This is a genomic window from Planococcus sp. CAU13 (assembly GCF_000775575.1).
Taxonomy (GTDB): Bacteria; Bacillota; Bacilli; order Bacillales_A; family Planococcaceae; genus Planococcus.
In genome coordinates this window covers 1-13071 of the sequence record NZ_JRGN01000154.1, presented here as the reverse complement: position 1 = coordinate 13071, position 13071 = coordinate 1, and the positions used below count along the sequence as shown (strand labels likewise).

10 protein-coding genes are annotated in these 13071 nt (G+C 46.5%); all 10 read left to right on the top strand.

The annotated features are described in order from the left end of the window. Positions 1 to 6: 6 nt before the first annotated feature. The 10 genes from KW93_RS06490 to KW93_RS06445 all read left to right on the top strand — a co-directional run bounded on the left by KW93_RS06490 (position 7) and on the right by KW93_RS06445 (position 12988). Positions 7 to 1494 carry a glutamate synthase subunit beta gene (locus KW93_RS06490; RefSeq protein WP_033542177.1) on the top strand — a complete coding sequence of 496 codons (1488 nt, stop codon included), beginning with the start codon at positions 7 to 9 and terminating at the stop codon, positions 1492 to 1494. Positions 1495 to 1740: 246 nt separating this feature from the next. Further along, positions 1741 to 2172, top strand: coding sequence for a hypothetical protein (locus KW93_RS06485; RefSeq protein ID WP_152602426.1), 432 nt, complete (start codon positions 1741 to 1743; stop codon positions 2170 to 2172). Positions 2173 to 2361: 189 nt separating this feature from the next. Further along, complete coding sequence (locus KW93_RS06480) at positions 2362 to 3168, top strand: HD domain-containing phosphohydrolase (RefSeq protein ID WP_235318373.1); 807 nt, start codon at positions 2362 to 2364, stop codon at positions 3166 to 3168. 130 nt (positions 3169 to 3298) lie between these two features. After that, complete coding sequence (locus KW93_RS06475) at positions 3299 to 3838, top strand: hypothetical protein (RefSeq protein ID WP_033542175.1); 540 nt, start codon at positions 3299 to 3301, stop codon at positions 3836 to 3838. Between the two features lie 100 nt (positions 3839 to 3938). After that, positions 3939 to 5396: a circularly permuted type 2 ATP-grasp protein gene (locus KW93_RS06470; protein WP_033542174.1), complete on the top strand. Its 1458-nt coding sequence runs from the start codon at positions 3939 to 3941 to the stop codon at positions 5394 to 5396. Then, complete coding sequence (locus KW93_RS06465; protein ID WP_033542173.1) at positions 5397 to 7268, top strand: alpha-E domain-containing protein; 1872 nt, start codon at positions 5397 to 5399, stop codon at positions 7266 to 7268. A gap of 212 nt (positions 7269 to 7480) precedes the next feature. Further along, positions 7481 to 8926, top strand: a complete 1446-nt coding sequence (locus tag KW93_RS06460; RefSeq protein ID WP_033542172.1) for a DEAD/DEAH box helicase — start codon at positions 7481 to 7483, stop codon at positions 8924 to 8926. Positions 8927 to 9177: 251 nt separating this feature from the next. Continuing rightward, on the top strand, positions 9178 to 10704 hold the full coding sequence (locus KW93_RS06455) for a phytoene desaturase family protein (protein WP_033542171.1): 1527 nt from the start codon (positions 9178 to 9180) through the stop codon (positions 10702 to 10704). After that, positions 10701 to 12158 (top strand): phytoene desaturase family protein, encoded by a 1458-nt coding sequence (locus KW93_RS06450; RefSeq protein WP_033542170.1) that lies wholly within the window; start codon positions 10701 to 10703, stop codon positions 12156 to 12158. Before KW93_RS06455 ends, KW93_RS06450 begins: the two co-directional genes overlap by 4 nt. After that, the gene (locus tag KW93_RS06445; protein WP_033542169.1) at positions 12158 to 12988 is read left to right on the top strand and encodes a phytoene/squalene synthase family protein; all 831 of its coding nucleotides are present in this window, start codon (positions 12158 to 12160) and stop codon (positions 12986 to 12988) included. The genes KW93_RS06450 and KW93_RS06445 overlap by 1 nt, the downstream gene beginning before the upstream one ends. Positions 12989 to 13071: the final 83 nt, after the last annotated feature.

Here is a 13071-nt window from a genome sequence, read left to right as displayed (position 1 = left end):
GATCTGATGGGCAAAAATACAGGATTCATGGAATACAGCAGGCAGACGATGAAAGAGCGCGACCCGGCAGAACGGAAGCATGACTGGAACGATTACACCATTCCGCTGTCGGACGCAGAAGTGCAAAAACAGGGAGCGCGCTGCATGGATTGCGGAGTGCCGACATGCCATACGGGAATGGAATTGGATAATGTCACCACCGGCTGTCCAGTAAACCATTTGATCCCTGAATGGAACGATCTGGTTTACAGAGGCCAGTGGAAAGAAGCGCTGCGGCGTGAACACCTGAAAAACAATTTCCCGGAATTTACAGGAACGGCCTGCCCGGCGCCTTGTGAAGGTTCGTGTGTTCTCGGCATAACGGACCCGCCGGTAGCGATTCGGACAGTCGAACGTTCAATCATTGAACGCGGCTTTGCTGAAGGATGGGTTGTGCCCGAGCCGCCGGAGTCGCGTACGGGCAAACATGTGGCGGTCATCGGTTCCGGTCCCGCCGGACTCGCAGCTGCTGCGCAGTTGAACAAGGCGGGGCACTGGGTTACTGTGTTTGAAAGGAATGACCGGGTGGGAGGACTCCTGACCTACGGCATACCGGAAATGAAACTGCCTTATGAAATGGTCGTCCGCCGTGTGGACATTCTGAAACAGGAAGGCATCACCTTCAAAACGAATATTGAAATCGGCAAAAACTATCCAGCTGATAAATTGAAGACGGAGTTTGATTCTGTCATCATGTGCACAGGTTCAACCGTTCATCGTGATTTGCAGGTGGAAGGACGCGAGCTCGGAGGCATTCATTACGCGATGGACTTTCTGCACGCCAGCACGAAAAGCCTGCTCGATTCGAATTTCAAAGACGGCAATTATATTTCGGCTGAAGGCAAAGACGTCATTGTCATCGGGGGCGGAGATACCGGTACAGATTGTCTCGCTACTGCTGTCCGCCATGGCTGCAGAAGTCTTGTTCAATTTGATGTCTATGATAAAAAAGGTGCGATTCGGGATGAGAGGGGCAATCCGTGGCCCCAGTATCCGAAAGTGCACCGCGTCGAATACGGGCATAAGGAAGCTGCGGCTGCGTTTGGCGACGACCCGCGCGCTTATGCCGTGATGACGAAAAAATTTGTGGGCGGTGAAGAGGGCAGTGTGAAAGAAGTGCATACCGTAAATGTGAAGTTGCGCGTGGACGAGAAAGGCAACCGTATCCGCGAAGAAGTTCCTGGAACTGAAAAAGTATGGAAAGCGGATCTTGTGCTGATCGCCATCGGTTTCAGCGGACCGGAGCAGGGTCTCATCCGGCAAATGGATCTGGCAACGGAGGCAAACTCATGTGTCAAAGCAGAGTATGGAAAATATGCCACCAACACCGAAGGGATTTTTGCGGCCGGTGATATGCGCCGGGGCCAGAGTCTGATTGTCTGGGCAATCAATGAAGGACGCGAAGCGGCGAGGGAATGTGACCGCTATTTAATGGGCAGCACAGTATTGCCATGATCAGAAGAAACCAGGAAAATTCTCCTGGTTTTTTCTGATTGGCCTTCTTATAGTAACTGTTTCCATTAATTTAAAGAAAATTTAGTTATTTTTAAAAATTGTTCTTTATACCCATTTGGGCTATACTTTAGAGGTAGTCTACAAAATATTTACTAGCCCCTATTACATATGATTTCTGAAAGGTTTTGCTGTGAAAAGGGCTGAAATGTTTTTGATGCAACTAAAAAAGTCGGGGGGATCAGCATGATGCAAAAAAGTTTACTGGCTTTACTGTTTTCGGTGATTTTTGCTTTGGTTCTGGGAACATCTGGAGCTTTTGCTGCAGAATCTGAACCGGACAAGGAAACTTTGTCTGCTTTGGAGAACGTGGAAAAAACAAACGCTAAAATTCTAAAAGAAATCGAGAAGGCAGTTGAAAAATCATATGATTTGTACGACGTATATCAAAAAGACCTGGCCAGGGAGTCTGATGAAAAGAGACAGGCAGACCTTACTGCGAAATACGAAGAAGACATTACAGCTTTGATTTCAAAATTGGATATAAGAACACAGGATATAACCCGTAAAGGCATCGGAAAAGCTGAGAAATCCGGTTTAACAGTAGAGGTTGAATTGGTTCCGGTCCAATTCGCTGACCGTATTGCGTTGATCGACCCGATCAAAGTCATCGGCTGGTAAAACCTATTGTAATAAGAGCTTCTTTTAAAGTACTATTAAAGTATGTCATTTGCATACTTTAATAGTACTTTTTTTGAGGAAGGACGTGTATTTTTGGAAGGTTTGGATATACTGAAAAATGAATACCTTGAAACAGTCCAAAACAAATCGACTACCTTAAGCCTGCTGGGACGGGGTGGAGGTATGGAAATGATGAAACAGACTGTCCTCAAAGATAAACTGATGTTCCTTTATCCTGGGGAAGAAGATACTCAGGAATTTTTTTATATATTAAAAGGAGAACTGGTTTTACAGGATTCTGATAAAAGCATCAATCTCGGTCCAGACGATTTCATCTCTACCTGTAATTTGTCTGAACCTGTTCAAATGATCGCCAAAACAGATGTGTCAATTCTGTCTGTATCCAATTCATTGGTTTTTCACACAATCAGTGAGGAAATAAAAGAATTGCAGCGAGTTGGCGGATTGGTGGAAAAGAAAGATAAATATACTCATAAACACAGCATGCGGGTTTCACAGTACGCCATTAAAATAGCCAAAAAGCTCAAGTTGGACCGTCAGCGAATGGATGATCTGTTCATCGCCTCCATCCTTCATGACATCGGTAAAATTAATGTTCCTGGGGAAGTGCTTAATAAGCCCGGTAAACTGACGAAAGAGGAGTTCGACCTTGTCAAAAAGCACCCGGGAGACGGCGCGGAAATGCTACGTAAAACGGCATACAGTAAACTTGCCGGTATTGTCGAACAGCATCATGAACGGATCAACGGCAAAGGCTATCCTTTTGGCCTTAAAGAGGATGAAATTCTGCTGGAGGCAAAAATAATCGGCGTCTGTGATACGTTTGATGCGATGACAGAAGACCGTTCTTATCGGAAAGCCTTTAGCGCAGAATATGCCATGGAAGAAATCCGGCGCCTGTCAGGAGTTCAATATGACCCGGAAGTTGTCCAGGCATTTGAAGAAGTGCTGCTGCAGGAAGAAATAATCAAATAGGAATTCATTTCTGAAACAGGCATCTATATATAAATATAGGTGTCTTTTTTCATGGCAAATGTTTAAGATGACTGAAATTAGTAAATAATAAGAACACAGTGTATTTAATTACTGAGAAGGAGAGATTGGAATGGCAAAACGTTCAGGCGGCATGTTCAGTAAATTACTATTATTAGGTATAGGTGCAGCAATCGGATCCGCTATGGCACAGAAGAAAGTGGATTCGAATGGCACTTCGACAGGCAGTTCCCAATCCGGAAATATGAAAGAAAATGTGAAAAAGGGGCTGGAGCGCTTTAACGAACAGTCAGGCGGAATGGTTGATAAAGCAAAGCCTTACGTTTCAAAAGCGGTCGATCAGGTCAAAAGTGCCATCGACAGCCAGCAGAAAATGATGGACAAAGAAAAAGACATGCTGGATAAAGCTGATAAAACGCTCCAGGATGAAGTCGGCGGAAAATCGGAAGGCGGTTCCGGATCATCGACCGGATCGGCTTCCACGGATAAGGCAGGCACTTCCGGCGGAACAGGCACAGGCAGCCCTTTCAATGATTCAACTCCAAGCGGCTCCACTTTCGGCGGCAGCACGGAATACAGCGACTCATTGAAAAAAGGGCTTGACGAAGAGTCGGAGAAAAAAGATAAAAGCGACACCACTTTTGACAAGTAAACAATGAATTGAAGACATCAAGCTACCACTCGCAAACAGTGAGTGGTAGCTTTTTTAGACAAAAATATCAGAAGATTACGAATACGTGAGGAGGGGAAATATGTTTCAATCGTATCAAATAAAACCATTTTTCGATGAAATGTTCGATGAGAATAAACAGCCAAAGCCTCATTACAGAAATTTCTTTCAATTGCTCCAGCATTTCAGCGAGGAGGAATTGCGTGAAAAGCACGAAACTGCTCAATTGGCATTTCTGAGGCAAGGCATCACTTTCACGGTCTATGACAATAACGTCGGCACGGAAAGGACAATGCCGTTTGATTTCGTCCCAATTATCATTCCGCCTGAAGAATGGGAAGTGGTTGAAAAAGGGATGATCCAGCGCACAGAAGCGCTGAACCTGTTTCTTGAAGACGTCTACGGCGAACAGCGGATACTCGAAGACGGCATCGTGCCGAGAAGTCTGGTGGAGGAAAATCCATATTATTATGCCAAACAGGTAAAAGGGCTTGAAATCCCCTTGAAAAATCACATTTTTCTTGCTGGAATTGATCTGATCCGTGACGAAAGGGGGAAATATCATGTGTTGGAAGATAACCTCCGCAATCCCTCCGGCATGTCCTATGTCTACCAGAACCGTTATGTCATGCGCCAGGTATATCCTGAGTTTTTCGCCAATCATTCAGTGCAGAACCTTGAGCATCAGATGACCCACATGCACCAGGCGATTCTCGACCATGCACCGGCGTCGCAAAAAGGAAAGGCGTTTGCGGTTCTATTGACTCCGGGCATGTACAATTCTGCTTATTACGATCATCTTTTTTTGGCTCAGCAAATGGGCATTGATCTCGTTGAAGGGCGTGACCTGGTCGTGAAAAAGAATATTGTCTACATGAAATCGATCCGCGGCCTGAAACGGGTGGATATCATTTACCGCCGGATTGACGATGATTACCTTGACCCGGAAGCGTTCAACGAAGAATCAGCTCTTGGTGTTCCCGGTTTGCTGCAGGCGTATAAGCACGGCAATGTTGCCATCCTGAACGGCATCGGCAACGGGGTCGCGGACGACAAGGCCATTTATGCTTATGTGCCCGATATGATCCGTTATTATCTCGATGAAGAACCTCTCATCGATAATGTGAAAACCTATCTTTTGGAAAATATAGAAGAACGGGAGTGGGTCCTTGACCATCTGGAGGAGCTTGTAGTAAAGAACGTCGGGGCATCCGGCGGCTACGATATGCTGGTCGGCCCGCATGCTTCGAAGGAAATGATTGAAATTTTCCGGGAGAAAATCATCGAATCGCCGCATCAGTATATTGCGCAGCCGACGATTAAGTTATCCCGTGCACCGGCCTATCAGGGAGAGGAATTCTATCCCTGCCATGTCGATTTGAGAGTATTTGTCATGCGCGGCAAAGAAACGAATGTGCTGCCGGGCGGTCTGTCGCGTGTGGCACTGAAGGAAGGGTCGCTCGTCGTCAATTCTTCGCAGGGCGGTGGCGGTAAAGACACGTGGGTCTTCAGGAAGAAAGAAGAAGGGGGAGGATCCTGAATGCTGAGCCGAGTGGCAAATTCGCTGTACTGGATGTCGAGAAACGCGGAGCGGGCAGAAAATAATGCGCGTATTCTGGATGTGCAATTGCTGCAGATGATCGAAGCATCAGATGAAGAACTGGTCCGCGCGGATGACTGGAAATTAATCTATGAAATCTGTGCTTCAACGGATATGATGGAATATATAAAATCCCTCCCGGCATATAATGAAGATCAGCTGGTTTATTATTTGTCCATGGAATCGAAAAATCTCAACTCTGTCGCGAGCTGTGTGCGTTTTATCCGTGAAAATGCCCGCGTCAGCCGAGATCATATTACGGACGATTACTGGGAAATCTGGAACAGATGTTACCTCACGCTGCATGATCTGAATGCTGAAAATCTCTCTGTGCGGGATATGCAGGAGTTTTTGAACAAAGTGAAAAATACAGCGCTGACATCCCAGGGAATCGTGGAATCATCAATGTCCCGGGGTGTGGAATACCAGATTATCAAAATCGGGAAATGGCTGGAACGCGCCGAAAAGACAGCGCGCATTCTTAACGTCGTGTGTGAGCGGACAATCGCGCGCACTGAAGCCCAGCAATCGGAGGACTATTATTACTGGCTGGCCGCTCTCCGAATGGCAAATGGCTACGACGCTTACCTGAAGGCAAATCCGCCGAAAATGGATCCTTCCCTGGTACTGTCGTTTCTTGTGTCAAATCCGGATTTCCCGAGGTCGATCCGCTATTGCCTGGATCATATACGGGAAGGAATCACGACATTGGAGGAAGGGAAAATATCTCATTATTCCTGGGAACTGTTCGCGAAAATCGATCAGCTGACTGCAGATTTCGACGAGTTGAATTTCCAGGAACTTGAACCTGAAGACATGCTGAACTTTTTAAATGATTTTCAAAATGGATGCAATGAAATCGGCCAGATTTTCTCGAAAACCTATTATCTTATCGATCCCGGAACTGAGAGCAGCATGAGTACTCAAAATCAGACTTCTAGTGGGAAAGGAACTACCTCAATGAAATATAAAATCGAACATACCAATATTTTTAAATACGATACGATTGTCGACCAAAGCATGAACTCGATCCGCTTGAAGCCGAGAACGGATGAAGTTCAGCGATTACTTTCCTACCGGGCAGAAATTACACCTGCTTCCTTGACGAAAGAGCATATCGACATCTGGGGAAATAATGTGGAAACATTCTTTATCGCTGAACACCATAAGCATCTTGAAGTGAAAACGACATCCATTGTCAGCATCCAGAAAAGCCCTTATATCAACCAGCTCGATTATTCGCCGGAAATGCGCAATATTTTCCATTCGAAATTATTTGGGGAACATTATCTGGCTTATCTGAGCAACACCGCCTACACCTACTTAAGCCCGGAACAAATGATACAGGTTGACCGGGAGTTGGGGCAGATGGAGAATCCGGTGCAGTATTCGATTGATGTAATGAACTATATACATGATCATTTCACTTATGACGGTGAATCGACGGACGTTTCCACAAAAGCATCTGAATCTTTCGACTTGCGTAGAGGGGTCTGCCAGGACATCACCCATGTGATGCTTGGAATTCTGCGAAGCAAGCACATTCCGGCGCGTTACGTCAGCGGTTATTTATATGTCGGTGAAAATTCAGCGCTGGTCGGCGATGCCGCAAGCCACGCCTGGGCGGAAGTAATGGTTCCGGGTGTCGGTTGGGTAGGGCTCGATCCGACGAATAATGTCGAAGCGCTGGAAAATCATATTCGCGTCGGAGTCGGCCGTGATTACAACGATGTCAGCCCTGTGCAGGGAGTTTACCGGGGCGGCAGCCAATCGCTGGACGTCAAAGTTTCAGTGAGCCTGCTGGATCAATAAAACTTATTAATCGTTTATCCCGTATTAACGGTCAGTGGGACTCCTAATTTTGTGAGTGGAAGTCTTACTGACCGTAAAAACCCGATCGGATCAACTAACAGTCAACGGGGGATCAAATCCCGTTGACTGAAGTTTCTCTTTAATGGTGATTGCCGAAATTCCATGCAATAATAAAACTATCTAACGTTTTGGACGGAGAAGGAGAATTATACATGGATACAAAGCAATTCAAAGATTACAAAATCAGTGAGCCCATCCTGCGCGCGCTTGAAGGCTTGAGCTATAAACAGCCGACAGAAGTGCAGGAAAAAGTGATTCCGGTCGCATTGCAGAAGACTGATATCGCTGTTAAATCGCAGACAGGAAGCGGCAAAACAGCTGCTTTCGGCATCCCGATCTGTGAAATGGTCGACTGGGAAGAAAATAAACCACAGGCGCTGATCCTGACACCTACCCGTGAACTTGCCGATCAGGTCAAAGAAGACATCACCAATATCGGCCGTTTCAAACGCATCAAAGCCGCAGCGGTCTACGGCAAACAGCCTTTTGCCTATCAGCAGGCGGAACTGAAGCAGAAATGCCATGTAGTAGTTGGTACACCGGGCCGTGTCCTTGATCACATCGAACGCGGCACGCTGAAGCTCGAACGCATTGAGTTTCTGGTATTGGATGAAGCGGATGAAATGCTGAACATGGGCTTTATCGAACAGGTGGAAGCGATCATCAATAAATTGCCGAAGCAGCGCATGACGATGCTGTTTTCAGCCACATTACCCGAAAACGTTGAAAAGCTGCAGCAGAAATACATGCAGCAGCCCGAGCATATTGAAATCGCTTCTGCTGAGACACTTGAAACTCAGATCGAACATTCGCTGATCCGCGTTGCAGATAATCAGAAATTTGCACTGCTGCGCGATGTGACGATTGTCGAAAATCCGGACAGCTGCATCATTTTCTGCCGTACCAAAGACAATGTCGACTTTGTGATGGAGCAGCTTGAAAAGCATTATTACACCTGTGATAAACTGCATGGCGGCATGGTTCAGGAAGACCGTTTTGCGGTGATGAATGACTTCAAACGCGGTGAGTTCCGCTATCTGGTGGCGACAGATGTCGCCGCAAGAGGGATCGACATCGACAGCATCACCCATGTCATCAACTATGATATACCGTTAGAGAAGGAAAGCTATGTCCACCGCGCCGGGCGCACCGGCCGCGCCGGAAAAACCGGCAAAGCGATCAGCTTTGTGACACCCCATGAAGATAAATTCCTGCAGGAAATTGAGGATTACATCGGTTTCGCCATTCCGGAAATGGATGCTCCGTCCCGGGAAGAGGTGGCTGCCGCCAAAGAGGCGTTCACTGAAAAGCTCGAAAGCCGGCCGCAGCTCAAACGCAATAAAAATGAACAGGTGAACAAAGATATCATGAAGCTCTATTTCAATGGAGGCAAAAAGAAAAAATTGCGCGCTTTTGATTTCGTCGGCACATTGACAAGCATTCCGGGTGTCACGGCTGAAGATATCGGCATCATCAAAATCCAGGACACCGTCACCTATATCGATATCCTGAACGGCAAAGGCCCCATGGTTCTGAAAGAAATGAAAAATAAGACCATCAAAGGCAAGGTGCTGAAAGTCCATAAAGCCAATAAATAAAAATCACGTTATGAACCGTCTCATTTGAGGCGGTTTTATTTTTATAGTTAGAAGTACTTTTCAAGCTTCTTTGTGCATAGACCCATCTGCTTGTTCAAAGTTACTATTTGGATGAAACGGGGTATGTTTATATTAAATTTACTTTACTTTGGAAAAGTGGCGGATAGTTTATATTAGTTTTTTAGGAATTCTTAATGTATAATTTTTATACAATTAATATATAACTAAAGAATTATAAATGGGGTAATCAGATGGCGAAACGGATAATCATAATTGGTGCTGGCCCGGGCGGTCTCGCTGCAGGCATGCTGATGGCAGCCAAAGGCTATAAAGTGGACATCTATGAAAAAAACGAGCGGGTCGGCGGGCGCAACGCGGCGTTAAAACTGGGAGACTTTACTTTCGATACGGGCCCGACTTTTTTGAGCATGCTCCATATAGTGGAAGAACTCTTCGATATAGCCGGCCGCAATCTTTTTGATTATATGCAACCCGTCGAACTTGACCCGATGTATGAACTGATTTTTGAGGATCAGAATATGGTCATGACGCGCAATCCGGAAGAAATGAAAGCCAAAATCGACAAGGATTTCAACGGCAGCGGGGAAGGCTATATCCGTTTCATGAAAGATATGGACCGCAAGCTAAAAGCTTTATCTCCGATCCTGCAGAACCGGATGGACAAACTGGCGCACATGGTCCAGCCTAAAGTCCTGAAAGCCCTGCCGGAACTGGAAATCAATAAAAGCCTGGACGACGTGCTTTCCCGTTATTTCAAAGATGAAAGGCTGAAGCTCGCTTTTGCCTTTCAGTCAAAATATCTGGGGATGTCTCCATGGGAATGTCCGGGCGCTTTCACCATCCTTTCCTATATGGAACACGCTTACGGCATTTATCATCCGATTGGCGGCGTCAATCAGCTGTCGGAATCGATGGCGAAAGTTATCAGGGAACAGGGCGGCACCATCCATACAGGCACAGGGGTGAAAAAGCTGTGGATTGAAGGCCGTACCGTAAAAGGCGTTGATCTTGAGGATGGCAGCCGGGAAGCGGCAGATCAAGTGATCATTAACGGGGATTTTGCCCACATCATGACGAATCTGGTAGAGCCGGGTATTCTTAAGAAATATACGCCTGAAAAGCTCGCGAAGAAGAAATATTCCTGCTCGACTTTCATGATTTATCTGGGACTGGATAAAAAGTACGACCTATCGCATCATACGATTGTTTTTGCAAAAGACTACAAAAAGAATGTGGAGGAAATTACAGATTCCAGGCTGCTGTCGGCTGATCCGTCCATCTACATCCAGAATGCCAGTGTCACCGATCCGACTTTGGCTCCTGAAGGAAAATCGGCTCTTTACATATTGGCACCGGTGCCGAACAATTTCAGTGATATCGGCTGGGACAATGAACAGCAGGAATTCCGCGAACTGGTATTGAACATTATAGAAGAGAAAACGGAGTTTAAAAATCTCCGGGACCATATAGAAGTCGAAAAAGTGCTGACGCCATTCGGCTGGGAACAGGATTATTCAGTCTATAAAGGGGCCACTTTCAATCTTGGCCATCAATTATCCCAAATGATGGTTTTTCGCCCGCACAATGAATTCGAAGAGCTGGAGCGATGCTGGCTTGTCGGCGGCGGCACACATCCGGGAAGCGGTTTGCCGACCATCCTGGAATCCGCGCGAATCACCGCAAATGGGATATTGAAAAAAGATGGACAGGAAGCGATTCCAATCCTTCCGCTGCCGGCATTGGAGGGATACGCATGAAAATCGCAATCGTTGGCGGCGGCATCGGCGGCATGATGGGCGCTTTATATTTGAGTCGAAAAGGGCATGAAGTGACGATTATCGAAAAAGAAAAACGGCTTGGCGGCCGTATGAACTTTGTCGAAAGAGACGGTTTCAAAATAGATGAAGGGCCGACAATTGTTTTATTGCCGGAAATGTTCCAGGAATTATTGGCTGAAGCCGGAATTTCAAAAGACCAGTATGAATTGGTGCTGTGCGATCCGCTCTACACGATCCGCTTCAATGATGGTAAAGTTTACACAAAATATCCGGGCACCGAGCGGCAGGTTGAAGAAGTTGCCAAAGTTTTTCCAGGGCAGGAAGAAGGATTCCGCCGTTTCATGACGGAAGGAAGCCAGCGTTTTGCCATTGGAAAATCCGCATTTCTGGAGAATTCTTTTGTTCAGAAAAAAGATTTTTTCACACCGGGCAATGTTAAAAATCTGCTGGCGCTGAAACCGCAGCTTTCTGTCAAACAGCTGATGTCGCGTTATTTTACCGACGAACGGCTGCAATTGGCTTATACATTACAGGCTCTGTATATCGGGGGAGATCCATTCAGCGCACCGGGTATGTATTCACTCGTGCCCTTCAGTGAACATGAACACGGCGTCCATTATTTAAAAGGCGGTTACGCCAGCATTGTGCCGCTGCTCGAAGGGAAACTTCAATCGTTGCCCAATGTGACAATCCGAAAAGAGCGAACGGTAAAGCGGATTATTACGGAAAATGGCACAGCGAAAGGGCTGGAACTGGAGAGTGGCAGAGAAGAATATGATGCGGTAGTCTTCAATGGAGATTTTCCTGCCGTTTCGAGTTTATTGCCTGACCGCAAGAGTAAAAAATTCATCCCATCATCTGCCTGTGTTTTATTGTATTTCGGGCTGGACCGGGTGTATGACGAAGTGAATGTGCACCAATTCTTTATCGGCAATGATTACGCCAAGCATATGAAGGCGGTATTTTCGGACAGGCAGAAACCGGATGATCCGGCATTTTACACTTTCCACCCATCGAAGATTGATGAAACACTGGCTCCGGAAGGAAAAGGAGTTTTGTACACATTGATCCCGGTTCCGGCCGGATCAGAAGTTGACTGGGCCAATGAAAAAGAGTGGATTGACGGAATTATCGACCGGATGGAAGAGCTGTCGTTTCCAGGGCTGCGGGATGCCATCGAGTGGATGGAAGTAAGGACTCCCGCCGACGCGGAGGCGTTCGGTCTGTTCAAGGGAGGAAGTTTCGGCATCGGCCCGACCCTATTCCAATCCGGTGTGTTCCGGCCGCAAGTGAAGCCTTTTAATACGAAAGGGCTTTATGCGGTAGGGGCTTCCGTACATCCGGGGGGCGGCATACCGATTGTCATGCAGGGGGCCAAATTGCTTGCTGAGCAAATCGAGCGTGATCTCTTAAGTGAGAGGAGAGGTTCTTGATGGAATTAAAACAGGCATACCTTGTTTGTGAAGAAATCATCGCTGCCAATTCGAAAAGCTTCTATAAAAGTTTTTCGATGCTGCCAAAGGAGAAGCGCAACGCTGTGTGGGCAATTTACACATTTTGCCGGACGGTGGATGATATCGTGGATGACGGCGAAGATCCGGTCATGCAATTATCTCTCTTCAAACGGGAATTCGCTGATTTTTTAGCAGGCAATTTTGATCGTTCCAATCCCATGTGGCTTGCCCTTAACGATGTCTTTGAAACATACGATATGGATGAAACCCCTTATGCCTGCATGATTGCTGGACAGGAAATGGACTTGCTGAGGAAAAGCTTTCGCACAGTGGAAGATGTCCTGGATTACAGCTATCATGTGGCCAGTTCAGTGGGCTTGATGCTGCTGCCGGTTTTGGCTCCGGGCAAGACAGCGGTTTTGAAAGATGGTGCAATCGCACTGGGCTATGCCATGCAGATCACCAATATCCTGCGTGATATTGATGAAGATCTTGGACTGGGCCGCATTTATCTGCCTTCCGAGCTAATGGCAAAATATAATCTGTGTGAAGAAGACCTTCGTAAAAGATTGGTGACGCCGGCATTTGTAGCCGTATGGGAAGAAATGGCAAGCGAAGCGGAGTTTTATTATCAGAAAGCGTTTGAAACGATTCATGAATATCCCGTCAGTTCACGGATTCCGGTGAAGGGCGCCGGACTGGTCTACCGTGAAATCCTGACGACCATTCGTAAAAAAGATTATGGAGTATTCGGCCAGAAGCATTTTGTGACGGATCAATCAAAGCAGCAGATATTGGCTTGTTTGTAGAAATGGAAAAAGATACGCTCCCTTTTGGAGGCGTATCTTTTTTGTGTTTTTATTGCCTGAAATTCCTATGCCGATCATAAAAG

Excerpts from the sequence above, each read along its gene's own strand:
- KW93_RS06490 (WP_033542177.1), top strand. The coding sequence starts at position 7 with ATGGGCAAAAATACAGGATTCATGGAATACAGCAGGCAGACGATGAAA.
- KW93_RS06485 (WP_152602426.1), top strand. The coding sequence starts at position 1,741 with ATGCAAAAAAGTTTACTGGCTTTACTGTTTTCGGTGATTTTTGCTTTG.
- KW93_RS06480 (WP_235318373.1), top strand. The coding sequence starts at position 2,362 with ATGATGAAACAGACTGTCCTCAAAGATAAACTGATGTTCCTTTATCCT.
- KW93_RS06475 (WP_033542175.1), top strand. The coding sequence starts at position 3,299 with ATGGCAAAACGTTCAGGCGGCATGTTCAGTAAATTACTATTATTAGGT.
- KW93_RS06470 (WP_033542174.1), top strand. The coding sequence starts at position 3,939 with ATGTTTCAATCGTATCAAATAAAACCATTTTTCGATGAAATGTTCGAT.
- KW93_RS06465 (WP_033542173.1), top strand. The coding sequence starts at position 5,397 with ATGCTGAGCCGAGTGGCAAATTCGCTGTACTGGATGTCGAGAAACGCG.
- KW93_RS06460 (WP_033542172.1), top strand. The coding sequence starts at position 7,481 with ATGGATACAAAGCAATTCAAAGATTACAAAATCAGTGAGCCCATCCTG.
- KW93_RS06455 (WP_033542171.1), top strand. The coding sequence starts at position 9,178 with ATGGCGAAACGGATAATCATAATTGGTGCTGGCCCGGGCGGTCTCGCT.
- KW93_RS06450 (WP_033542170.1), top strand. The coding sequence starts at position 10,701 with ATGAAAATCGCAATCGTTGGCGGCGGCATCGGCGGCATGATGGGCGCT.
- KW93_RS06445 (WP_033542169.1), top strand. The coding sequence starts at position 12,158 with ATGGAATTAAAACAGGCATACCTTGTTTGTGAAGAAATCATCGCTGCC.